Here is a 22,796-nt window from a genome sequence, read left to right as displayed (position 1 = left end):
ACATATTAGAGCGTCGTAGGGAGAAGTCACGTTAATCATTGATTTAATTGGATTATTTTACGAAAAAAATGGCATAAAAAAGCCCCCCGCCTCTTACGAAGCGGAGGGCTAAAACCAACATCAGAATCAGAGATTTAGGGGTATCCAGCCTCGGCGAGTGCCGCCCTGGCCGCAGTTCTCTCGTAGTACACTGCGATGCCTGCTCGAAGTTTTGGGATGTCCGTCAATCTCAGAAGCTGCGCCACTTTCTGGCTTCTCAGTCCGGTTTCTGTCGCGAGGGCTTTAGAGTGGGTATACTTTTTATGAAATTCCTGAATCTCATTTCGGTCGAAGAAGATCGATTGGCTACGTCCAGGGAACCGGAATTTGGAGAACGGCAAGATGCCTTCCCGCGTCATCTGACAGATATCTCGCTTCAAAACTCCCATCAGCTTTGCAACGTCGCCTACCATCATCCAGCGCTCATCTAAGGGGAAGAGGCCCTTCAGCTCTGCAGGATCGATCAAGATCGACGCCAAGCCGGGCAGCTCCAGGTTGTAGCACACCTGTAACAGCTTTTGCTCGATGAGAAGGGTGATGATGTCTGCGAACGGCACGCGAACTAACACGACGGCCTTGGACAGTGAGATCAAGCCATCGTGTTTAGCAACTGGGGGGCAGCTACGAGCTGCGTCGACCAGCGCCAGAAGCTTGCTTCTGGAATATCTGGCCATATTGGATGGAAACAGCTTCCCGTATAGCTCGTCTTTTTCAATGATGCCGCGGTCAACAAGTTGAACAAAATGGGGGCTGTTTGTCCCGAGCAGCAGATTTGCGTCTATTGGGAATACGAGGTCGTCCCAATACTCTTGGGCCTTCTCGTACGCTGCGAGGGGAAATACCGTTGTCTTTTCGTCTTGTTCACCAGAGAAATGCAACAGTAATCCTCGAGCCATGTCTCCTCCTCCCATGGTCCTTAGTGCATCGTGAACGGCTACATGCGTTCCTGACGAGGCTTTACCGAAGATCCTTTGCTTGGAGGTGAGTGCTACGTGCTCATTGACGTACGTCATCATTTCAGCGCGGATCAGGTCATAATCCGGACCCGACCGGAAGGGGTACATAGGACTTAGTCCAAGATTGATCCCGCCGAGGATCGTGCCTCCGCCGCGGGCCGATCTTTTCTTGTTCGTATCCGCGGTCATTTGCTGAAGAAACTGTCTTATTCCTAGCCGTCCCTGTCGCATCAGGCCAAACCCAGCCTGCGCACCAGTATGCCAGTCGCTTTCATTATGCTGGTCGAGATTGGCGTATTTTCCGAAGGTAGCGTACATCCCGATGAGCTCTGTGACGTCCATGCCTGAGAGCATTGACATGCTGTCGAGCAATTCGCCTGCCTGCCTGCGGCCTTCAAGACGATCCAATACGAACCTCTCATAGTCTGTAAAGAGCCGGGTTCCGTTGAGAGCTAGAGCGTTGTTAAGTTCCCTTGTGTGATTTGTAGCTCGGTAGTCCAGGTCAAAATTCCGGTACTTACTAGCGGAGGGCAGCTCGATCAGAGGAGCATTGTGGATCTCACACGATCGAATCGAAACCAACTGCCAATGAATACGGTAGTACCGCCGTGCCGAGTTTGGGCCTTGTTCGCGGCGAAGGTCCTCATGAAGGCATGCCGCACAAACGCGCGCCGGATAGCGGGCCAGCCACGGGGTTCGCACCTTCTCGTCTCTCAATATTCCGTGGCCCGGTTTTGTGATGGTGAAGGCATTTCGGAAAATGCGCTGGGGTGAAATTTGGGAAATTTCACTTAGACGCGTTAACGCGTCGTGCTCTCCACCAACAACGCCCTTGAACGAGAATCCTAGGTCGTCGCAAAACGGAACCGCAGCGATGCGGTTAGCAGCCGCAAGCCGGATCGCAAGACTGGTGGCGGTCTCGTCTTCGTGGAAGGGAACTTTGTATATGCCTCTCATCGCCGCCCCGATTTCTGAGAACCGCCCGCGCCACCTTTTGAGGCTGCGAGGTCACCTTCTTCTTTCTCCGTTGTGAGAAAACCGTCAGATCGAACACCCCGGACGATGGTCCACCACTCAAGCTCGACGAAGACGTTTCGGCCGCCCTTCGCCAGGCGCATGTAAGCATCTTCCCAGTGCTCGATGACAACCTCGGTATCGCCGCTGTCCAGTGCGTCTTCGATCGCGAAGTGCAGCATTTTGAAGATCAACCCGAGACGATCCCGCGCGCCGTGGAACAGGCGAGCCAAGAACTCGTTGGTTAAGGGAGTGGCGGACCCAAGGCCCGCAATAGCCAGAACCTCATCGATCATGTCGGCTATCGCCTCGCTATGATCATTCAAGGATAGGGGCTCGAGAGCGAGGTGCATCACACGTGCCTCCAACTGCTCCTTCTTATCTCGCTTGATCATATCTTTTGCTTCGGGGAGGCCGACAAAGATGATGTGGATCGGCCAATCTTCTTCCTGAAGAAGGTTCTTAAACGCGTCGGAGAAGTGGCGCAGACCTTTGATGCTTGGTGCATCCAACACGTGCTGGATCTCGTTGACAACAACAAGTCTGGTCCCTTGCACTTGTAACTGAGCGCGTACTTTTTCGAATATGCTCGGTTCGGTCACCCTGCGATGCAACTGATAACCTAAGCGCATTGCCATCTCACGACCCAGACCTGCCATCGTGCAATCCGGCGGCGCGGTGACTTTGAACAATGGGTAAGCCGTGTTGTCGTTCTCGATGGGGAAGGGAAACAGCGATGGATGTTCATCAAGATAGTGGTTCACCATCGTAGTCTTCCCCGACTGGGACTCGGCGGTGATCAAAAGGATGTGACCGTCCTTTGCGGCGCGGGAAGCCCCGCGGACCACGACGTCGATTTCGCGCTTTACTTCCGGATCATTGTGGGTGGTCAGGTAGAAAGCCTCCACCTTCTCCATGATGTCGCGGATCTTGCGCTGCTCCGGAGACAAGCGTTCGGTCATGGTGCGGGTGACAGCGTTATCTTCTCTTGCCATGAAATTATCCTTTAATTCCTTGCCATGGTTTTGGGCCGCCAATGCGGTTCTTTGATCGTCTTCCGGACGAGATAGAATTCGGTTCGGCTTGGGGAGGCTCGTCTCTATACGGATCTTGTTTCGGGCGACCCTCTCGGCGCACACCCTCTTCAGGCGTGGCAAAACGGTTCGGATCGCGTTTGACGCCATCGTCCACGTCACCGAACTCGCTGTCGAGATCAGCTTCCGGCTCTGCAAGATCCTCGATAGGCGCGTTCGCGCTTCCGTCTCCTGGGTTGAGCTGTTGGTGGATCTGCTGACCGTAATCCATCTCGTAGGGCCGCTTGTAGATCACGCCCTGTACAACGTCGCGTTCCAGGTTCTGCAAGTCCTCGACCGTCCACGTCGCAATGGCGATGCCGGCGCGGTCCTCTGCGGCCTTCACAAGCTTCTGGACCTGATAAATCGCCCGGAGAGCAATCTCCCATGATCCCTCCTGGGACTTCTTCACGGTCTTCCGCATATGATGCAAAGCGGCTTTCCACTGGTTCAGAGTAAGATGCTCGGTACCTGGAAGATTGCATTGCAGCTCGTAGTAGCCACGCCCGTTCTGCGTCTTCACCCAGATCTTGGACAGGTCGCGGGGCGATACTCGGATAGTAAATGTGCCCTTGGTACTCTGGTTGCGAATTTCCTGGACACGCTCGTCACCGTATGGGAGGCCGAGGAAGACAAGCCCACTGTCGGTTAGGTCACGCGGAAGTCAAAGTAGTGGAACTTTCCCTGCGCGTATTCGACCTCGTACTGGCAAGAAACATCGACGACGTCACGCCGTGACATTAGGTAGATCGCGCACTGCGCCTCGAACCAGCTCTCGCAACGAAGCGGTCCGGTTCCCAACGGATTGTTGAGGAACACGCGGCAGTTCTTGCCGGATTTCATCGAGACTGCACGGTCGTAAGGAGAAACCGGGTCGAGTTCTACCTTGAAACCGAGCTTTTCTTCGATGCACGGTTCAGCGTCTTTATCCTTGCGCGCTCCGGCGAGTGTGGTTGCCAATCTGGCGATCAGCATTGGCGAACGACGTCTCATAGCCATGCGCGATATCCAGGATATCGTAGCCATTCTCAGCGTAGCGGTAGTACTGAAGTGCGAGCTTGATCTTGCTCATGTTTGCCTCCTAACGCAAAACAGGGAGTCGATTTTCCAAGGCTATCTCTAACGCGAGCGGCGGTTCAACCCGTTATCAGAGAGCACATCAACGAGATTGGCGGAGCCAGAAGGCTTCACCGTGAATGCGCGACACTGTCCATTGCGATACTTCACGACAAAGTCGAAGCAAGTAGCGCGTTCCATGGCTACAGGCTTTTCCGAGAGAGTGCCGCGGTCGATCATCATTGCGATCGTTTCAATCTTATTCATTGTATTTCCTTCCTTTTCCAAGGGGCCATCTCGGCTTCCGAGAGCCTTCAAAATCCCATTTACTTCCCGGCAACGGCAACGGCAGCGGAGGAGCGACGAGCCTTCTTGTCTCCGCGGCTCTTGGTACGAGCGCCCTCCAGGGAGGCGTAGCGAAACACGACGCCAGAGACCACCTCCGCTTCGATGCGGTCAATCTCTTCCGCAGACCATAGACGGCTTGCTGCGGTGGGCCGGTCGGCTTTGATCGTGATGGTCTGTAGGTTGATGGTAAGCTTCTTCATTGGACTTTCCTTTCTTAATGATCCGGCGGCGTCGGCGCACGACGTCACGACCGCGATCTACGCAGTTGATAAACTCCACATCGACGAGGGGGCAGCCAACCTCGCGAACCAATCGCAAATGTTAGCGAGCAGACCTCGACCCGGCTTAGAGTCGTTGGAGATGGATTATGCTGAGATAGATGCGGGCCATTCGTACTTCCTCAAATCAAAGACAAGACTTCGAAGGAGTTGCCGGGCGCCCTGGGCCGCGGCGATCGATATCACCGGCCTAGGCCGCTGTGCGGCAACTTTGTTGGTGTTGCGGTTGTGACATCGAGTACTTCATTGGTTGGATTGTTTCCGATCAGGTTACCCTGTGGTCGTGCAGTTAGGCGCCGATCATGATCCATTGCAAGACGCCTAATCGCCACTATGCGCCAAAATGGCTAGCTTTGATCGAATATGGTTAATGAGTCCTTGAGCAACTGCCGTTCGCCTAAACGACTAGGGAGCGGCCCGCCATGCCTAAACACGACCAGCAAAATGACGACGGGCACTGGGATTTTAGTCGAGAACTTGGTCCGCTTCGTACGTTATGCGCTGGGCGGCGAAGAAATGTGGAGAGTCAACCAGCGTTGAGGGACCTTCAGGCTCTCCACTCGCCGAGAAAGCATAGGAGACCCGCTCGGCTGAGAAAGAACCCACTTGGCCTCAGTCGCAGAGCGAGGATTAGAAGCGCGCTGCGACCATCAAGAAATTTTGTGCCGCCCTGCGAAGTTCGAACCGCATGACTTTTCCTTCGGTTTAAGCTGAGGACTAAAAGGATTCACCGGCGTCGCTAAGTTTCAGCTCGGGATAATGGAAATATGGATTCGATGCTATTCCGTTCGCAAAATGATCAGGCGGTAGTATAAAGATTCGAGCGCACGGAGATTCGCGATGACGCCTGACGATCGATGGGAATTGCCCGAAGATAGCGAGGACTTTCGGCGCATCTTCGCCAGCGCGAAGTCCACAGGTGAACAGGTCGTCTTCGATCACGACGGGATCTACACAGTCTCATTTTCGCCTCGCGGCCCGCGAGGGAGCGCCAAGGAATTCCTTTCAAAGGGCAGGTCAGCAGACGACAGCCAATAATCTCTTGATACGCGGCGATGACGTTGACCGGATCGCCTCCTTGCCACACGCTCTCTCTTGAGTTGCGCGAGATGAGAAATGGAAGAGCATACGGTACGATCGATTGATTCAAGCTCGCAATTTCGCGAGCGGTGCTAAAGCGTTTGGAGCGGCTGACTCATGACCGCGCGGCCGGGACTTCTTTTGAGCGCATGGATGCCTCAGCCCGGCGAGAGGTCGCCCTGATAATGGCGAGATCCTCGTTGTTTGAAGACCTGCGGGTGATCAATACCAAGACCGACAGCGCCGAATAGCGGCACGGCGAAGTCATCTACATCTTTGGTGTGTTCACGTCATCAAGGTCGTCTTCTCCGGATCGCCAATCTATCGGCCCGATCATCCTTCGCCAATCGCTGCGCACCGGTTGAATGTGCTCACGCAGGCGCCATCCCTCCGGCGGGTCTATAAACCACTTGCCTCGAAGCGGGCAGTAAAGTCCCGGAACTTGGAAAAAACGGTTTATCCGCATGTAGTCCGAGACGTCCGTCGAGGCGATCGGGATGCCATGGACTATCGAGGTCGCAGCAATCTCGGGATCGCATCCGAACTTCATCCTGCTTCGGTAGCTGCTCGTCATCCAGAACCCGGCCAGCTCGGGAGTGATCGACATCACCGCAACAAGCTCTCGTACCTCGATGTTCACGGAAGGCAGCCAGATGTCGGTTTCAAGCAGTTGATCGAGCCAGCGCCCGAGAGCCTTCCCACGAACTGGATCTGTCTTTGAGAGGATGAGCGCCCCACGCCTGAGCTCGAAGATCGCAGCAGATGGAACCGCGACCGCTCCGATCGGGATATTTCTAAGAAAAGTGACGATACTCTCATTCAGCTCTTCAGCCGTCTTGCGCGCTTCGCTCAAAACGCTGGTGTCGAGAAGAATGAAATCGACTGGCATTCCCGCGATCTCCTTCCGCGGCGGCCTACTTCGCATACCAATCGAGTACCACTACAGGCTTGTGCGGGCATGGAGGCGCGGACGGAACTGACGGTTGCAGGTGACGAGGCAGCTCCGCGAGGCGGCCATCACATCTGGCAAATTTCGAGGGTCGACAGGGAGTTGTATCCTGGGCCCTACGATCTCGCGGCTATGAGCATCCGGCTCTCAGCGGCTTGGTGCGGCTGTGATTTGAATGCCGGTGACCAGGAGGTAAATCCCAGGGGAAACGTGAAGAAGCCCGCTGAAGTTGGGGTGACAGCGGGACTTCTCTAGGCGTGGTTCTCGGGCAGAACCAACCGCTGATTTAGCAGATTCGCATGTTCATGAAAGTTGCTGTTTCAACTAAATAACCGCATGTACAGGATCGTACAGAGGCTGCTCAAACGGGCTCTGCAATGACTTCGAGCCTGTACTCGCGAATGATGACTGGGTCTGCTCCACGGCTATGTAACTGGAGAAAACGAGCAGCGATGAACACGTAGCAAGAAACATTTTTCATGAAATAGCTGAAGACGCGTCACTCGCAGGTCAGGTAATGTCCGCTCATTAACACAGCATCAGAAGTGCCGGCTACATGGGAACGCTCATGAATGGCTTGTTTTCTCGCATGGCTCCGGCAGAATATCGGGTATTCGAAGCCTACATGAACGGCGAAGATGTCATCCTACACGTATTTGCTGACCAGCGAGACTCACCTGCACATACGCCGAGATCATCGCGTTCCTGAGGCTTCTGTGGTGAAGAGTGAGAGCTTCAGTAGCCAGCCTTGCGCCAGCCAGCAGCGCGTGCTTCGTCTTCGGAGCAGAACCAACGTTCTCCGTAGTCAGGGCGTATTTTAGTCACAGCGTAGTAGTGCTGCCCCGGCACGTGATAAATTCGCACCCCCGAATCGATGCTAATATTGCCTTTGATCTTGCAGCCCGGATTAAAAGCATTGGTGACGGCTTTTGGCAGCACCGTATAGCCTCCGGCTCCGAGAAAAGCCGCCGTCGAACACAATGCAACAACCGCCGGAAATTTCATGCCCGCCCCTAAACTGAACGCAGCAGTTGTATCCGGGACGACTTATTTTCGCGTGTACTAGGTCGTTAAAATTCGCCGGACCTCGGGGGGCGGAACTCTCTTCCTTCTCGGGGAAGCCTGATATCCAACCAGACAACATGCCCTCAACGATCGCGGTGTACGGACGCCGAGAGGTGCCGCACTGGGAGCGGGTCAGTCCGACTGCTTCATCGGCTGCGGGAAAAAGCCGAATATAGGCCCCCATAATCTCCTGCAAAAATCTCTATACTTGCTCAGACGTCTTAGGCCGCTGCAACTTTTCAGTTTATAATTCGCGGATTTCACAATTCGGTACTTGTGACGAATTAGATGTTCGGGCGTAATTTCGCAACGTCATCTTTCGAGAGGAGTTATAGTGGCCAAGCGTTCTGAAGCATCTAAAGCGGCGCCTGAACAGTCTTCGAAAGTCGAAGCGGAACTGAAGAAGCGGCGGTCCCAGCGTTCTTTCCCGGCGTCTACAGTCGAAGAGCCGCTGGAATTCGCGAAGTCAATTTTTCGGATCGGGAGTGGGCAGCCGGTCAAACGCCTAACGTTGTTCGATCAACTCGGAAAGTCGCCTGAAAGCGGAGGCTCTCGTCAGTTGATAATCAACGCTGGTAAGTACGGGCTTACGAGGGGAGGGGTCCAAGCTGACAGCATCGAGTTAACGGCTGAAGGGCTAAAGGCGGTAGATGAGCAAATAGCACAGCGGGAGCGCGCGCGCGTTCTTGCAGAGGTCGCGATCCTCAACATCGAGCCGTTCCAGAAGCTGCACTCAAAATTCGAGGGGAACAAACTTCCTGCTCACGCCGTGTTAATCGATGCGGCAAAGGACGTTGGTATTGATGCATCCCATGCGGCGGAAGCTGTGGATACCTTTGTCGTCAACCTCCGTTTTGCTGGCTTACTGAGAATGCTTTCGGGTGCAGAGCGAATAATATCCGTCGATATGATGCTTGGCGATGTGCCGTCTGTAGCTCCGAATGTTGCCGCCAGACCGACGTTGATCCCAGTACACGGTACTAGCGTTGTAACATCTGAGCACGCGCAGTTTGAGAGTACCTGCTTCTACATCGCGCCGATAGGAGAAGACGGTTCAGAAGCGCGAAAGCACTCCGATCTATTTCTCGGCACGATTGTGGAGCCCGCTCTTGAAGCATTTCGGTTAAAGGTGATACGTGCCGATGCCATCGATAAACCGGGTGTGATCACCCGCCAGATCATCGAGTACATTATGCGATCCCGGTTGGTGATTGCAGATTTGTCGTTCCACAATCCAAATGTTTTCTACGAACTAGCACTGCGGCATGCCGTGAAACTTCCAATCGTTCAGCTAGTAAGGTCAGCCGATAAAATTCCGTTTGATGTAAACCAGATGCGAACGGTTCAGATTGATACGAGCGATATTTATTCGTTCGCTCCTCGCATCGAATCCTACCGGTCGGAGATAGCAAGTCAGGTACGACGGGCCCTAGAGCCAGAGCATGTTGTAGATACGCCAATCTCGATCTACTTCCCAAACATGACAGTGACAGTCTGAGACGGTGCGAGTGGGTCAACGGCTGTCGGCCTTCGATGCACCGGTGGTGGAGGCACTGGCTTGGCTCGCACTGAACCAGTCGTTCACTCGCGGCACCTGTTACCCTTTGAACCTTTCAACGAATTTCACCAATGATCACGGCGTAGACCGTCATACCCCGCGGTTACATTTTCAGAGCAACTGACTGTGCTACGTTCTTCATTGAATGCTTGACGCCATGCTCGATCAAGGTTTCCATTTTTCAGAACGTGAATGGGAGAATTGCCAATATGATGACAGAGAATGATCACCGCCAAGCTTTGCAAAGGAGGATCATGGCGAATCTTCAGCGTCTTTCGCTCGAGGATCTGGAGAAAGTGAGCGCCGCGGTCCACATTGTCGATCCGATGGAGAGAACGGAAGCTTTTGCGTACCTCAGATCTCTTGCGAAACACAGGGACGCCAAACGGCAATAGCCAAGTTCGTTCAGTCTGTCGGCAGCTCACATGGAGTTGGACCTGGTGAAAGGAAAACCGCGCCAACCGATCTCCGCCGACAGCGCGAGCTCCTCCATTATCAGCGCTCCCAGCTAGTTCTGTCAGGCGGGAGTGCAAAATGATCGATCTCCGAGGTGCGCCTACTATTACCGATCCGCGGCAAAAGCTTTGAAATTCGGCGATTGCGAGCTCGTTGCAGAGTAAACCCAGGACGAGCTGCGCTGCTGCGGATACCGGCGCATGACACAGGAGCTTCAGCGGAGAGGCCACCTCGTTAATCAAAATCAGTCGAAGGCGAACTGCGGCGCCGTATCCTACAATTCCACGGACCATCGTGATGACAAAGATTTGTCGGGCCTCAACCCATGACGGGATGTTTCTACCAGGCCATAGTCCGATAATTCGAGAGGTCATCATGCATCTTGTAAAGCCATCGCTAGTTGCTTTCGCAGTCGCCGCCACCCTTGGTATCACAGTAGCCCACGCCGACGGCCTAAGCGCAAATTCGCCGGCCTCCCTTGAGAAGAGCCTTCGCACATTCAACGGACACATCGATGTCGAGTACGTCCACAATCGTCTCACGTTGAATGACAGAACCGATGGTCCGCTTGGCATTCCCGACCGCCCGTTGGAAGAAATTCAGCGGATGCGGTCCGCTATTCGAGACAACAACGACCTGCTGGGCAGCCTGACCCAAAAAGGTGTCGCGGTACGGGACGTGATCAATGCGTATCAGGCCGCTGACGGTAGCATCACGTTCTATGTGCGCTAGATTTTGTTGGATTCTTTGAGCGCGCCGGAAGGTGCTCGGCACCTTTTCCTAGAGATGGTCGCGGCAACGCGGCCATCTCTTTTTTCCAGCGTGACCGATTGATATTCAGGCATTCCTTGCTGCGAGGCAAATAGTCATCGGCACGGTCGCTTTTCGCTCCCGTGCCGATGACAATGAAACCTAAATCTCGATTTGTTGCGTCATGCTAGCAGCGGATGCTTTAACGGACGCACGCCTGCTCAGACGCCCTCGTACACGAGCTCGGTGAACAGGCCGGGGGTTATAACGAACTGACCCCACTTCTTGTCGAACGCCGAAGTCGGCTTGGCCGCAACAACCTCTCCGACGGACATGCCTTGCTTCTTCAGCTTCGCGACGTTGTCCCGAACCGCAACGAGCATGTCGTGGAACGCCTTGAGCTCAGCTCTGTTGCTCACAGGCGCGCCATGACCGGGGACGATGATCGTCTTGTCGTCAGCCATTCCGAGGCTCTTTTTGCATGCTGCGATTTTGCCACCGATGCTGCCGCCGGTGGAATAGTCGATGAAAGGGTAGATGCCGTTCCAGTATGTATCACCTGTATGCAGAATGTTCTGATCAACGAAATGCACGCCGACGTCGCTGTCTGTGTGGGCTGCTTCGTAGCAGACCAGATGAAGTTTACATCCCTGGAGCGTGACCTCGTGGTCAGACGAGAACACTTCAGTCGGGATCGCGCCAGCCGGCGAGGGCGGAAAGGTGAAATCCCAGTCCGCTACTTGCTGGGTTTCCATCAACCGCTTCTTGGTGTTCTCGTGCGCCATGATCGAGGCGCCTTGAGCGTGAACCCACTCGTTGCCATCCGCATGGTCGAAATGCCAGTGGGTGTCAATCAAGTTGGTGACGGGTTGCGAGCCGAGAGCGTTGAGCGCTTGAACGATCTTCGGGCGAGTTGCAGTGATACCGGCATCGACCATCACCTTGCCGTCCTTTCCGACAAAGACGGCGATGTTTCCGCCCGAGCCCTCAAAAACGTAGACACCACCGCGAAGCTTATGGGTCGCTATATCGGCTTTTGCAGCGGCACCCCGGATCATTCCGACGAGCTGATGCGCCTCGGCATAAGCTTCTCGGGGCGAGAGCCACCCGCCTGCAAGGCCGACGGACGCGACACCGATGCAGCAAAGGCAGAAGCCGCGGCGGGAGAGTTTAGGTACGATGAAGTTTGCCATGGGATTCCTCCAGGGAAATGGTTCGGCCTTGAAAGACATCGAAAGTAAAGGTGACGTCTGACAAGCCTTAGAACTGTCCACTGAGCCGATATTGTACCATTCGGTGCGCATCTCTATTTCGCTAAACCGCTAGATCGGTGGGCAGCAATGCCGAAACGAACGCCGCGGATATGAAACGGTACGGCCAATTCGTACAATCTGCACAGGTGGAGTTGCGCAACTGTTGTTCCGTGAACAATGGAGAGCCAAGTGAACAAAAAAGTAATCGCAATCGTAGCCGCCGCCTTAGTCTCGTCTTTCGACTCCGCGTCAGCAGCCCGTATCCAGGCCGGCACACTTACCTGTGACGTGTCGGCAGGGATTGGCAAAATTCTGGTCGCTCAGCAGGACGTCGACTGCACATTCAAGCCGACCACGGGTGCGCTGGAGCACTATCGAGGAACAATCGCAAAATTTGGCCTGGAAATCGGTCAGATCCGCGAAGCATCCCTCGTATGGTTCGTTTACGGGGCGACAAGCCTCGGTGCCGGCGCACTCGCGGGCGACTATGTAGGTATCAACGCCGACGCGACAATCGGTGTCGGTCTCGGCGCTAACGTGCTCGGTGGCGGGCAAGGAAAGTCCATCGCGCTGCAGCCGGTGTCCGTTCAGTCTGAGCAGGGCGTCAATGTTGCCGTCGGCACAGAAGAACTCAAACTTCAGTTCGTCGCAAAGTAACTGAGGTTCGATAAGAACGACCGCGGAATCCTTGTGCGTTCCGTGGTCGTTCTTTGATGAATGATCTGTCCCTCGCCGCCGATCCGGGTGCCTCGGCGCAGGGGTGGATGGATCGCCATTCGGAGAACGACAGCTACAGCGCCTCCCCAGTGGCCTCCTGGACTATTCGATGAACCACCTGCTGCATTTTCGCTACGACCTCCAAGTCCGTCACCCGATAATGCGCCGCCAAGTCGATTGGATCTTGCACGTCGACTACCGTCTCGCCCTTGGCCGAACCTCTCACGAGCGCCTTCAATGGAAGGTCAAGTCCAATGCGCTGGTCGGACTGCAGTAGCAGTGTGCCGACCCTAGGATTCCCGAAGATCAGCAGTTCGGTCGCCTCGAGGTCCATGCCGACTTTGCCGGCGTCGGCCGCAAAATTTACACGGCAGAAAATCGTCATACCTCGATCCAAGACCGCTCGCTCGAGCCTGTCCATCGTTTCTGCAGGGTCAAACTTGCTGCGAATGGAGAGGTGCTCCACGTTCTTTCTCATAAGTATACGCCTTCCTATCTGTGTAATCGCAGTGACGGATTTCGAACACGGCGCGGTAGTAGCGTCTCCGACAATAGGAGCTGAAGCGTGGTTTGACTTGGCCGATTCCACCCCGGCCGTCATACGTGCGCAACGCGGCATGGCGAGACATCGCGCTGCGAACGCAGCTGCGCCAGCTTCGCAGTCACTCCTTATTCGGCAATGTTCGACTATGACGGTCGCCTCGCTCCGCCTGCGTAGCAAAGTCACGTTCAAGCAGAATGATACAAGCCCGTGACGCCGACAGAGGCTATTTCTGAAAGCGACCTCAACAATCCAAGGGTACCGTTTGATGCGCTCATCGACACTTGCTGCACTTTTCGTGTTACTGCCCACTCTTGCGGTGGCTCAATCGCTTGGCGACCAAGACAACTCCGGTCGGTTTGAGGGTATGCCTCCGGGGACCGATCGCTACCGCGACGACAGCAACAGCGGATCGTTCTCGCTTCCTTTGGAAGCCTCTGGTGATGATCAAGTTTTCGAGCCGCGCACGATTCCCACTGCTTGCGTGCACTCCTTAAAGTCTGCTCGGAAAGTGACGCCGGCCGAGAGAACTAAAGCTGCGTGTCGCTAGATGCCTGACCGAACGCACCATGCGACCGGCGTTCATCGGTGGACGTCTGCCCCCTGGAAAGACTAGTTTCTAGCGCGGCCACCCTGCCGCTCTTCGTTTCGGCCAACTAGCCGCGTCCTCATAAGAGGCCATAGTGCCCTATGGCCTCTTCGAGCTCGGTGTGTTCGTAGTTGAAATGGGATCCGACAGCCCGGTAGAGCGCCTCGAAGGTATCTCGGGTTCGCGCGAAATTTGCTGCGGACGGCTCTGTTTGAAGATTAACGACATTCATCGCCAGCGTTTCCAGAAGTCGGTGGATGACCGCGTGTTCTTCAGTAAGGCGTTCAATGACTCTTTTGAACTCCTCGCCGCCATTCTGTGCAATCGCGGGGAAGATCTCGTTGTCCTCGGATGTATGATGGAAATCGAGAAATTGGCATTCGCGACCGCAGAGATTTCCAAATCTGCGGTAGTTGTCCAGCAACTCTAGCGAAGTGACCTGCTCGGCTAGATCCGTAGCAGCGGCTTCACCCTGTTGCACGCGTTCCATCATCTCCTTTGTTTCATCGAGCGCAGAGAGGTGCATCGCGTGAATCGCGGCGAGCCTGCGCCCGACCGATCGATGCTGCTCGGTCGCTCCGCGGATCGGGGGTGCTTTGGGCCGTTGGCTTTCGTCGAAGAGATCGAAAACGTTCATGGTGGGAACGCACTCCAGGTTCTGTATGACTAGGGAAACCCGCACCGCAAAAGCATCGTTACCAACCGTCGAAGATCGAAGTGCATGGGTAATTAGCTACGCGAGTTGGTCACATCCGAGTTGATAAAATGGTCGAGAGGCATCGTAACTCCGAGACCCTAGACAAGACTGTCCCGTAGCCACACCCTCGAAGGAGGTGTGGCTACTGAACCGCGTTTCACTTATCGCGGAAGGCCGCCGGCGTCAGGGCTGGCGGGAAGTCTTGGTAGCAAACCGGCCGCAGAAAACGGTATATTGCCAGAGTGCCGACCGACGTCGATCTGCCGTCGGAGGTCGCGGGGAATGGGCCGCCGTGAACCATCGCGGGTGAGACCTCGACCCCAGTCGCAAAGTTGTTCACTAAAATTCGGCCTGCCTGAAGTTCGAGCGAAGGTAGGAGCCGTTGTGCCAACTCAGTGTCAGCCTCGTCCATTTGCAGCGCTACGGTAAGCTGCCCCTCGAGTGAAGCGAGCACTTGCTCGAATTCCCTTTGGTGAGCGCACCTGACTACCAGGCTCGCTGCCCCAAAAATCTCTTCCTGAAGCTCCGGGTCGCTCAGTACCGCAGATCCGGTCGTCGAGAAAAGGACAGCCTGGCCCTCCAGCGAAGTCCCTGCGGCTCCGCGTCCAGCCACAGTAACGGTCGATTTGCCTTCCATCTTGGCTGTCTGGCCTTTGAAGGCGTCACAGATACCTGCTGTCAACATCGTCTGCGCGGCGGCCTCGGCGATATACGATGCGGCTGCGGACACGAACTCTTCTGCGCCCGGCCCATCGACAATGAGGATCAGTCCAGGGTTTGTGCAGAATTGGCCGGCTCCGAGTGTCAGCGACCCGATGAAGCTTTTCGCAATATCGTCACCCCGATTTTTCAGAGCGGACGGAAAAATAATGACGGGGTTGATGCTGCTCATTTCGGCGTAGACGGGGATCGGCTGTTTTCGCTTTGAGGCGATATCCGCCAAAGCCAGGCCTCCACGCCGGGAGCCAGTGAAACCAACAGCGCGAACCCGGTGGTCGGCAACAAGGGCTTGCCCCACTTCGAAGCCGGCGTCGAACAGCAAACTGAAGACACCTGGAGCGAAGCCAGAGTCGGCGACGGCTCGCTGAACGGCCTTTCCAACGAGTTCCGACGTCCCCGGATGCGCTGAATGCGCTTTGACGATGACCGGACAGCCTGCAGCAAGAGCAGACGCGGTGTCTCCTCCTGCCACCGAAAACGCCAGGGGGAAGTTCGAAGATCCGAACACCGCAACTGGTCCGAGAGCGATGTTGCGAAGCTTCAGGTCCGGCTTTGCAAGCGGTTTTCTAGTTGGGTCAGCGGGATCGAAGCGGAGCTCCTGGAAGCGGCCTTCGCGAACTTCGTTGGCGAAAAGCCGCAACTGACCGACGGTTCGCGCACGCTCACCCTCGATCCGGCTCTTGGGAAGTCCAGTCTCCGCGCTTGCCCTGTCCACTAGCTCGCCGAGGGCCAGAATGTTCGAAGCGATACGGTCCAAGAAGAGCGCTCGCTCATGAAGGGGCGTTTCGCGATACGTTCGAAAGGCTTCCCAAGACAGAGCCAGCGCCTTTTCGACATCGTCAGTCGACGCGCCATGAAAGGCTTTTCCAAGCCTGTTGCCTGTAGTCTGTTCGATTGCGAAAAAGGCGGTGCCTTTCCCTATCGAGCTTGCGTTCCCAATCAAAAGTTCGCCGTTAACGCCCATCTTTGCCTCCAATTTGAACCCGCCCTGAGCCAGACTCTGAGCAACGTCCGCCGTGATACTCATCACTTCCTAGCAAGGAATCTGCGACTGAAATTGGCGTATCCGCTCGTGCACGGACAAGAAGTCAGCTGCATCATACAAGATCCTGCGATAGCGTGCCTCTATCCCTCCGCTTGGCTGCGCAGGCGACCTATCGAGCATTGTGGCTCAGGTCGTTGCCCGGTCAGACAGCGCCAAGATCGAGCCAAACCGGGCGGTCAACAACGGCGCTCAACCCGTTGAAAGGCAGAAAATGCTTCTAAAATGCGTAATGGCGTCGCTAGTGGTCGCCACATCCATCAGCTCTGCGTTTGCATCCAGCGATGGTGCTTGGAGCGCGATGTTGGCCAAAGCCAACGGCACATGTATCGGCCTATCCACATTGAACACCCCGGAGGCGTCTCGCCCTGTGGTTTTCGACGACAGCGTCGGGAGAATCGCCATTCTACTGCGAGGAGAAATGGGACGCGGAAAATCGAAGGCCAGGGTCAGCATGATATGTCTCTACGACAAGCGTACTGGCAGGGCGGCAGTTTCCGAATATCAGTGGCTTGGGAACTAAGGTAGACGCTTGCAGGCGGCTCGTCCCGTAGGCTGGCCGCCTAGCATCTACCCGGCAGAAGATCGGTCTGCGAAGAGACGGCTTCCGCTAGAAGCGATCCCTTCACACTCGGTTCAGAGCGATCACGAGCGCCAGCACGCCCAGGCTGAAGCAGTAGAGGCTGGCGACGATATGAAGGCTGGGCAGGGCATGCGCTCTGCTTGCGGCGGTGCTGCTTCGCTGGTTCGACGAATGAGACTTCATGGTTGACCCTCCTTCGAACTGGCAGGATTGCCACGCGACGGTCTCATTGGAGTTTTATTGGAGAGAAAATCGCGTTCATCATCACGCTTACTCCGAGGGATGGTGCCGGTGACAATCTTGTCGGCCTTTGTGACTGGCACCGGTTCGGCCTTCGGAAAAATAAGGTCCGGGAACCACGAGGCTGAGGCAGTACCGATCGGCACGATAAACACGAAAGTTCCCAAAACAGCAGTTGTCAGATAGCCTCGGCTTCGATGATTTTTCTTGTCCATACGTGGTTCCTCGCTTTGATTGCTAGTGGGATTGGGTTGGTCAGTGAGGCCAGGATAGGGAACCGTTCGAGGGTGGGGTATTCTATACAAGTTTCGTTTGGTAACCCCTTGGTATGATGAAGATCATCCCGAACGAAATGCGTGAAGGCGCGAAACGATCGCGCCCTCTTCTCAATAACCGTCGCGCCACTTATGGCCGTTCTTCAACCTTGTCCGAGCAGCCGTGGTTCGAAGAACCTGCTCCGAGTGACATTCGCGCTCGACTTGGCAACTGCAAGGACGACCAGATCTGCCAGTGGCTCAATTGTGATGACCGCAATGTAGGCAAGCCCAAAAGTGCCGATCGAAGCTAGATTATCCGCGCCCATCCCATGGCCATAGAGCGCCCAGAATGCGACCCATGTAACGATACCTGCCTGATAGGCGACAGACAGGGTCAGCGCCTGGCGGTAGGTAAGGTCGACGTAGCGTATTCCGGGCGCAATAGCTTGAACGGCCACAGCCCGCAGAGCAAATAGAGGCACGAGAAGCGTGGTTACGTTCATGCCATATTGCGGCAGATCATATGGTGCGAAGAACATTCCCTGCGCGAGCAGACCAAGTGCGAGCCCGATCGCCGCAGGGGCCATGCCAAACAGCAGAAACAGAGTGGATCCGAGGATGAGATGTACTTCGGAAACGCCTACGGGGTAGTGTGGCAAAACCTCGAAGAAGCAGAAAACCAGCGCCGTCGTAACGATGCTTCTCACAACGAGGGACAGAACGCCGCCTCGGCGGATTTCGTCCGCTGCGAGCTTCAGCGCAAACAGCCCCGATGCTCCTGCTGTCGCGTAGCTGAGTACAATTTTGGAACTGTCTACTATTCCTGGTTCGATATGCATGGCTGTCTCCAAAGCGAGTGGCGTTTGTTCAAGGGATGATAGAATTCAAGGTCATTTCTGTCGCAGGATGTGCCCCTGCGACACTCGGTATAATCGAGCCTCAAATGCCGATGGCACTCGGAGGGCAGCAGGCCATCTACCCCGAGAGGGGCGTGTCGGCGGCGAACGCTATCTTGTTGATGGCCATAGCGATGAACATTCCGACAATCTGTGCCACAACGAAAGCGGCGGCGGTGACTGGCGAAAGTCCGGCAAGGCCCGGCGCAAAGATAGCTGCTAGGGTGACCGCCGGGTTTGCATATGAGGTGGAAGGGGTGGCGATTATAGCCGCCACCAACCATGCCCCGACGGCGAACGGTCCGGTGTCCCATTTCGTACTGCGCGCACATCCCAGCACGATCGTCATCAATCCGGCCGCGGCCACGACTTCGCTTAGAAGATTCCCAATGGAAGGAGCAGCGGCCAAGTCAGCGCGAAGCGGATAGCCGAACATCGCAGCAGCGAGCAATGCGCCTAGAACGCCACCTATTGTCTGCCCGACGATGTACGCAGCCGAACAGGCGAGGCCACGCTCACCATTGATGTACTGCGCAAGCGTGATCAGCGGGTTGAAATGGCCTCCGGAAACTTTCCCGAGGGCAACTATCAATCCTACGAGTGCCCCTGCAATCGAAACTGCGACGAGCAGGGACGCAGCTAGCGACTCGGCTGGCACGTGCCTCGACGCAGCTATTCCTGATCCGATCATCGCAGCGACAAGGAATGCTGTACCCACCGCCTCGACGAACGCGCGCCTGAAGATTGGCAGTTCGGGGTTGTGCTCGAAGAAGCTGGGAATTGCGCCCGGTTCGCCGGACCTAGCTGTGTTGCGGGCTTGGGACATCGGAAAACCTTGCTTCGACTTCCGACATCTTTGTCGCCAACTCTTCAGGGGTCAAAATGCCCTTCTGGAAGAGAATGTTGGCAAAGGCGACGATCCAGCGTTCATAGTACGAGAGTTTTCCGATCATCTCAGCGCCGAGAGCCTCTACGCCTCGTCGCTTCTCTTCAGTATTGATGATCTTGTGGAAGTCGAGGACGTCAGCCAATGCATGGCATCGTTTTTCCCAAGGCAACAGCTCGTGTTCAACGCGTTCGATCTTACCCGCTTCGTCGCCACCGATATCGTTGGGAAGCTTTCTTACCAGAGTTTCGGAACCCATCACGCCGCCTCCTTATTGTAATCGACTTGAATGACGCCAATCATGGCGTCACGCGTAACCAAGTCGGCTAGTTGTACTTCGGTTAGATGCTCAGTCCCGGTCGGCCGCATGGGCAGGACAAGATAGCGGATGATCGCAGTGGAATCGCTGACGCGGATCTCGACGTCGTCGGGTATGGACGTTCCGAACTCCTCCAGAACCGCTCGTGGCTCGTAAACTGCACGAGCGCGATAAGGCTTGAGCTTGTACCAGTCGGGCGGAAGTCCGAGAACCGGGCGCGGATAGCAGGAGCAGAGTGTGCAAACGATCAGATTATGCACATCCGGCGTGTTTTCCAGGACGATCAACTGAGTGTCATCATAGAATGTGATGCCCAGTTCTTCGCATCCAGACCGCCCATTTGCGAGGAGACGAGATTTAAACTCGGGGTCTGTCCAGGCTCTCGCGACGACTTTTGCCCCAAGAGCTGGAGTCCGGGAGTCGAGCACTTCGATCTGACGACGGATCTCGTCGGCTCCGAAAAGCTTACGCTCAGTTAGCAGTTCCCGAACCGACGTCTCCATCAGATCGAAGTAGCCTGGCTTCTCGTCGGCAGTGATAGGTGCATGATCATGGTGGTGGTCATGATCATGATCGTGATCGTGGTCATGATCGTGGTCGTGCTGATCAGACATTGGACAGTTTCTCCAGCCAGTTTTCAAAGATCTCAATTCGAAGGCCGTCGTTGGGCGAGCCCTCGTAGTCCGGCCAAATCTCGGTCATCGGGATGGCGACGCGGTAGTAATGGCCCTTGGAGCCCGCGTTGCGACCGTATCCCTCTTCCTCATTATCAACGGCCATTACCGGCATGATGGCCTCGATCTTTCCGCGCTTGCCACGGAGGTAGGTCGGCATCCTGTAGTGGCCGATCGGCGAACGGGTTGCGATCGAAACATCGTCACCCTCGTGGAAACTTGGAACCTCACCCTGAGCCGGGACAATGCCGGCGATTTTTTCGATTGCAGCTTTCAACCGACCCTCCATCGAATGTGTTGAGTTGGTCTAGGGCGTCGCCAAGCGAGTTTATTGTAAAATTCGGCGCTTGCGGACTGCGCGTCGTGCTCGCGCACGTTTCTCAAGTGGGCTCGCTGATTTTGGTGCGTGATGAATCGATCAGGCCTAGATCGGTTGTCGCTGCGTGCGAAAACAGGATTGGATCATCCAAGATTCGTCGCTCCAACCACGTTCTAGTCCCGCAATGATCAATGGAGCACATCACCATGAGCAGTAAATTTGACCGATCGGCTGAACAGGTCAGGGACGGGGTGGAAGTCTTGCCGGAGTTTGCGGACATCGCACTGGAATTACCGCCAGCCGTCAAATCAAAGCCGGAAGAACTGCTTGACGAGGCGCTGGTGGAATCATTTCCGGCTAGCGACCCGATGGCATCGGGACGAATGGAATAGAAAGACCGACCTGCGGAACTTTCGCCGCGTCTCGAAAGCGCGGCGTCTTTTCCAAAGTCGCGCTTGAATTTCAGCTTAACGCCGAAGTTCGGTGCAAACGTGATGACCGCGTTGGCAGCCGCGATGCTAAATAGTCTGAGCGACCTTCTGGCTCATAACGGCTAGCCGACTTTTTAGGGGCAGCGCTCACGCAGAAATGAGGTTCTCATGGCAAGGCAGACTATAGCTGAGTTGATCGTTGACACGCTCGAAGCAGCAGGCGTGAAGCGCATTTACGGCGTCACCGGAGACTCGTTGAACGGGTTAAGCGATGCCCTCCGGCGCAATGGTACAATCGAATGGATACATATGAGACACGAGGAGGCGGCGGCGTTTGCGGCTGGTGCGGAGGCCCAGCTTACCGGGGGGCTGGCCGTCTGCGCAGGTAGTTGCGGTCCCGGCAATCTCCACCTTATCAACGGCCTCTACGACTGCCATCGCAGCGGGGCGAGGGTGCTCGCCATTGCAGCTCAAATACCGAGCTCCGAGATTGGCAGCGGATATTTTCAGGAAACGCACCCCGAAAAGATTTTTGCCGAGTGTAGCCACTATACCGAATTGATTTCAACGACGCACGTCATGCCGAGAGTGCTCGACGTTGCCATACGCCAAGCGGTCTCAAAGCGCGGTGTTTCAGTAATCGTAATGCCCGGCGACATCGCGATGGAAAAGGTGGACGCGATTGAACCGGGGCGTTGGGTCGTGCCATCCGATCCTACTGTCGTGCCGCATTCGGAAGATATCGCCAAAGCGGTATCCCTTCTCGACGCCGCCGAGCGGGTGACAATTCTTGCAGGGGCGGGCTGCGCCGGCGCTCACGACCAAGTCGTCCAACTGGCCGAGATTTTGAAAGCGCCAGTCGTTCACGCCTTGCGAGGAAAAGAACATCTTGAATGGGAGAACCCCTACGACGTGGGCATGACGGGGCTGATTGGTTTCGCCTCCGGATATCACGCGATGAAGCAGTGCGATACGCTGCTCATGCTTGGCACCGACTTCCCATATCGGCAGTTCTATCCGGGTGACGCAAAGGTCATCCAGATTGATATCGATGGCTCGAGGCTCGGTCGGAGGACGAGGTTGAACCTAGGCTTGACCGGAGACGTCGCCGCGACGGTCGAGGCGTTGATCGCCAGGGTGGAAATCAAGAATAACCACGATCATCTGCAGCATGCCCTCGACAACTACGTGCAAGCGCGTGAAGGACTTGACGAGCTCGCCACACCAGGAAAGCACGGCCAACCCATCCATCCGCAATACGTCGCTAGACTTGTGAGCGAGATCGCAGATGAAGACGCGGTGTTCACTTGCGACGTCGGCACTCCGACTGTTTGGGCAGCGCGCTATCTTAAAATGAACGGCAAGCGCCGCCTGCTTGGGTCCTTCGTCCATGGTTCGATGGCAAACGCCATGGTGCAAGCTATTGGTGCGCAGGTCGCCTTTCCTGGACGCCAGACGATCAGTTTGTCCGGCGACGGTGGCTTCGCAATGCTGATGGGGGATCTCCTCACGATCCGTCAGCTAAATCTTCCAGTGAAGATCGTCATCATCAACAACGGCGTGCTCGGGTTCGTCGATATGGAGATGAAAGCCGCCGGGTTCCTTCCGTCTAATGTAGAGCTCGCCAACCCGGATTTTGCCGCGATGGCGCAGGCAGGTGGAATCATGGGTATCAGGGTCGAACAGGCCGCAGATCTGGAGCACTCGCTGAGGACCGCTTTCGCGTATGATGGTCCAGTGGTCGTGGATGTCGTGACAAACCGGGATGAACTCGCCATGCCTCCCAAGGTGACCCTAGAGCAGGTCGGAGGCTTCAGCTTATGGATGGCTAAAGCCGTCCTAAGCGGCAGGGGCGACTCTGTACTGGATCTAGCGAAATCAAATGTTCGCTGGTGATGGACAGTATCATGGATGAAGTGCACGACGCCAGAGCGCAGATCGCCCTCATACGGCAACCAGGTCGGAAACTCCTAGAGGCTGTTTCATGCAATAATTGAGCTGACACTCGGT

At 55.7% G+C, this 22,796-nt stretch carries 27 protein-coding genes; 6 read left to right on the top strand and 21 right to left on the bottom strand.

Annotated features, from left to right (window positions below):
* Nucleotides 1-134: 134 nt before the first annotated feature.
* The 7 genes from ACVTFQ_RS25040 to ACVTFQ_RS25010 form a co-directional block, all read right to left on the bottom strand.
* Nucleotides 135-1,952: a TniQ family protein gene (locus tag ACVTFQ_RS25040; protein WP_313760528.1), complete on the bottom strand. Its 1,818-nt coding sequence runs from the start codon at nucleotides 1,950-1,952 to the stop codon at nucleotides 135-137.
* Nucleotides 1,949-3,004, bottom strand: coding sequence for an ATP-binding protein (locus tag ACVTFQ_RS25035; RefSeq protein ID WP_470424149.1), 1,056 nt, complete (start codon nucleotides 3,002-3,004; stop codon nucleotides 1,949-1,951). The genes ACVTFQ_RS25040 and ACVTFQ_RS25035 overlap by 4 nt, the downstream gene beginning before the upstream one ends.
* Nucleotides 3,005-3,008: 4 nt before the next feature.
* Nucleotides 3,009-3,605 carry a hypothetical protein gene (locus ACVTFQ_RS25030; RefSeq protein WP_470424148.1) on the bottom strand — a complete coding sequence of 199 codons (597 nt, stop codon included), beginning with the start codon at nucleotides 3,603-3,605 and terminating at the stop codon, nucleotides 3,009-3,011.
* Between the two features lie 125 nt (nucleotides 3,606-3,730).
* Nucleotides 3,731-4,057 carry a hypothetical protein gene (locus ACVTFQ_RS25025; protein ID WP_470424147.1) on the bottom strand — a complete coding sequence of 109 codons (327 nt, stop codon included), beginning with the start codon at nucleotides 4,055-4,057 and terminating at the stop codon, nucleotides 3,731-3,733.
* Nucleotides 4,008-4,154: a hypothetical protein gene (locus tag ACVTFQ_RS25020; protein ID WP_209193557.1), complete on the bottom strand. Its 147-nt coding sequence runs from the start codon at nucleotides 4,152-4,154 to the stop codon at nucleotides 4,008-4,010. The genes ACVTFQ_RS25025 and ACVTFQ_RS25020 overlap by 50 nt, the downstream gene beginning before the upstream one ends.
* Nucleotides 4,155-4,201: 47 nt before the next feature.
* Nucleotides 4,202-4,405 carry a hypothetical protein gene (locus ACVTFQ_RS25015; protein WP_470424146.1) on the bottom strand — a complete coding sequence of 68 codons (204 nt, stop codon included), beginning with the start codon at nucleotides 4,403-4,405 and terminating at the stop codon, nucleotides 4,202-4,204.
* A gap of 59 nt (nucleotides 4,406-4,464) precedes the next feature.
* The gene (locus ACVTFQ_RS25010) at nucleotides 4,465-4,686 is read right to left on the bottom strand and encodes a hypothetical protein (protein WP_470424145.1); all 222 of its coding nucleotides are present in this window, start codon (nucleotides 4,684-4,686) and stop codon (nucleotides 4,465-4,467) included.
* A 918-nt stretch (nucleotides 4,687-5,604) separates the two neighbouring features.
* Between ACVTFQ_RS25010 and ACVTFQ_RS25005 the strand changes: the two genes are divergently transcribed.
* On the top strand, nucleotides 5,605-5,802 hold the full coding sequence (locus ACVTFQ_RS25005) for a hypothetical protein (RefSeq protein WP_470424144.1): 198 nt from the start codon (nucleotides 5,605-5,607) through the stop codon (nucleotides 5,800-5,802).
* 310 nt (nucleotides 5,803-6,112) lie between these two features.
* Here the strand turns inward: ACVTFQ_RS25005 and ACVTFQ_RS25000 are convergent, their stop codons facing one another.
* Both ACVTFQ_RS25000 and ACVTFQ_RS24995 read right to left on the bottom strand, forming a co-directional pair.
* Complete coding sequence (locus tag ACVTFQ_RS25000; RefSeq protein ID WP_470424143.1) at nucleotides 6,113-6,733, bottom strand: PIN domain-containing protein; 621 nt, start codon at nucleotides 6,731-6,733, stop codon at nucleotides 6,113-6,115.
* Between the two features lie 795 nt (nucleotides 6,734-7,528).
* Entirely contained in the window at nucleotides 7,529-7,798 is a 270-nt protein-coding gene (locus ACVTFQ_RS24995; RefSeq protein ID WP_470424142.1) for a sunset domain-containing protein, read from the bottom strand.
* A gap of 394 nt (nucleotides 7,799-8,192) precedes the next feature.
* On the opposite strand from ACVTFQ_RS24995, the gene ACVTFQ_RS24990 reads away from it, so the two are divergent.
* Together ACVTFQ_RS24990 and ACVTFQ_RS24985 are read left to right on the top strand one after the other, a co-directional pair.
* A complete protein-coding gene (locus tag ACVTFQ_RS24990; RefSeq protein ID WP_470424141.1) occupies nucleotides 8,193-9,356 on the top strand; it encodes a hypothetical protein in 1,164 nt (387 codons plus the stop codon).
* An 891-nt stretch (nucleotides 9,357-10,247) separates the two neighbouring features.
* Complete coding sequence (locus ACVTFQ_RS24985; protein ID WP_470424140.1) at nucleotides 10,248-10,604, top strand: hypothetical protein; 357 nt, start codon at nucleotides 10,248-10,250, stop codon at nucleotides 10,602-10,604.
* Nucleotides 10,605-10,843: 239 nt separating this feature from the next.
* Here ACVTFQ_RS24985 and ACVTFQ_RS24980 read toward each other — a convergent pair whose 3' ends face one another.
* Nucleotides 10,844-11,815: an MBL fold metallo-hydrolase gene (locus ACVTFQ_RS24980; protein ID WP_470424139.1), complete on the bottom strand. Its 972-nt coding sequence runs from the start codon at nucleotides 11,813-11,815 to the stop codon at nucleotides 10,844-10,846.
* Between the two features lie 249 nt (nucleotides 11,816-12,064).
* Between ACVTFQ_RS24980 and ACVTFQ_RS24975 the strand changes: the two genes are divergently transcribed.
* A complete protein-coding gene (locus ACVTFQ_RS24975; protein ID WP_470424138.1) occupies nucleotides 12,065-12,532 on the top strand; it encodes a DUF992 domain-containing protein in 468 nt (155 codons plus the stop codon).
* Between the two features lie 133 nt (nucleotides 12,533-12,665).
* Here the strand turns inward: ACVTFQ_RS24975 and ACVTFQ_RS24970 are convergent, their stop codons facing one another.
* From ACVTFQ_RS24970 to ACVTFQ_RS24920, 11 genes are all read right to left on the bottom strand, one after another.
* Nucleotides 12,666-13,070 carry a DUF302 domain-containing protein gene (locus ACVTFQ_RS24970; protein WP_470424137.1) on the bottom strand — a complete coding sequence of 135 codons (405 nt, stop codon included), beginning with the start codon at nucleotides 13,068-13,070 and terminating at the stop codon, nucleotides 12,666-12,668.
* A 731-nt stretch (nucleotides 13,071-13,801) separates the two neighbouring features.
* A complete protein-coding gene (locus tag ACVTFQ_RS24965) occupies nucleotides 13,802-14,359 on the bottom strand; it encodes a hemerythrin domain-containing protein (RefSeq protein WP_470424136.1) in 558 nt (185 codons plus the stop codon).
* 217 nt (nucleotides 14,360-14,576) lie between these two features.
* Nucleotides 14,577-16,103 carry an aldehyde dehydrogenase (NADP(+)) gene (locus tag ACVTFQ_RS24960; RefSeq protein ID WP_470424135.1) on the bottom strand — a complete coding sequence of 509 codons (1,527 nt, stop codon included), beginning with the start codon at nucleotides 16,101-16,103 and terminating at the stop codon, nucleotides 14,577-14,579.
* Between the two features lie 270 nt (nucleotides 16,104-16,373).
* Complete coding sequence (locus ACVTFQ_RS24955) at nucleotides 16,374-16,637, bottom strand: hypothetical protein (protein WP_470424134.1); 264 nt, start codon at nucleotides 16,635-16,637, stop codon at nucleotides 16,374-16,376.
* Between the two features lie 169 nt (nucleotides 16,638-16,806).
* Nucleotides 16,807-16,947, bottom strand: a complete 141-nt coding sequence (locus ACVTFQ_RS24950; protein ID WP_470424133.1) for a hypothetical protein — start codon at nucleotides 16,945-16,947, stop codon at nucleotides 16,807-16,809.
* On the bottom strand, nucleotides 16,944-17,219 hold the full coding sequence (locus ACVTFQ_RS24945; RefSeq protein ID WP_470424132.1) for a hypothetical protein: 276 nt from the start codon (nucleotides 17,217-17,219) through the stop codon (nucleotides 16,944-16,946). Before ACVTFQ_RS24945 ends, ACVTFQ_RS24950 begins: the two co-directional genes overlap by 4 nt.
* A 203-nt stretch (nucleotides 17,220-17,422) precedes the next feature.
* Nucleotides 17,423-18,100, bottom strand: a complete 678-nt coding sequence (locus ACVTFQ_RS24940) for an energy-coupling factor ABC transporter permease (RefSeq protein ID WP_470424131.1) — start codon at nucleotides 18,098-18,100, stop codon at nucleotides 17,423-17,425.
* A 136-nt stretch (nucleotides 18,101-18,236) separates the two neighbouring features.
* The gene (locus ACVTFQ_RS24935) at nucleotides 18,237-18,983 is read right to left on the bottom strand and encodes an aquaporin (RefSeq protein ID WP_470424130.1); all 747 of its coding nucleotides are present in this window, start codon (nucleotides 18,981-18,983) and stop codon (nucleotides 18,237-18,239) included.
* Nucleotides 18,958-19,302, bottom strand: a complete 345-nt coding sequence (locus tag ACVTFQ_RS24930; RefSeq protein ID WP_209193541.1) for an SH3-like domain-containing protein — start codon at nucleotides 19,300-19,302, stop codon at nucleotides 18,958-18,960. Before ACVTFQ_RS24930 ends, ACVTFQ_RS24935 begins: the two co-directional genes overlap by 26 nt.
* Nucleotides 19,302-19,976: a nitrile hydratase subunit alpha gene (locus ACVTFQ_RS24925; protein ID WP_470424129.1), complete on the bottom strand. Its 675-nt coding sequence runs from the start codon at nucleotides 19,974-19,976 to the stop codon at nucleotides 19,302-19,304. The genes ACVTFQ_RS24930 and ACVTFQ_RS24925 overlap by 1 nt, the downstream gene beginning before the upstream one ends.
* Nucleotides 19,969-20,313 carry an SH3-like domain-containing protein gene (locus ACVTFQ_RS24920; RefSeq protein ID WP_245206660.1) on the bottom strand — a complete coding sequence of 115 codons (345 nt, stop codon included), beginning with the start codon at nucleotides 20,311-20,313 and terminating at the stop codon, nucleotides 19,969-19,971. Before ACVTFQ_RS24920 ends, ACVTFQ_RS24925 begins: the two co-directional genes overlap by 8 nt.
* 248 nt (nucleotides 20,314-20,561) lie before the next feature.
* Between ACVTFQ_RS24920 and ACVTFQ_RS24915 the strand changes: the two genes are divergently transcribed.
* Both ACVTFQ_RS24915 and poxB read left to right on the top strand, forming a co-directional pair.
* The gene (locus tag ACVTFQ_RS24915; protein ID WP_470424128.1) at nucleotides 20,562-20,747 is read left to right on the top strand and encodes a hypothetical protein; all 186 of its coding nucleotides are present in this window, start codon (nucleotides 20,562-20,564) and stop codon (nucleotides 20,745-20,747) included.
* Nucleotides 20,748-20,954: 207 nt separating this feature from the next.
* Nucleotides 20,955-22,682, top strand: coding sequence for a ubiquinone-dependent pyruvate dehydrogenase (gene poxB, locus ACVTFQ_RS24910; RefSeq protein WP_470424127.1), 1,728 nt, complete (start codon nucleotides 20,955-20,957; stop codon nucleotides 22,680-22,682).
* Nucleotides 22,683-22,796: the final 114 nt, after the last annotated feature.

The sequence above is a fragment of the Rhizobium sp. O111 genome, assembly GCF_055616315.1.
This window is presented reverse-complemented; position numbering and strand designations above follow the sequence as displayed.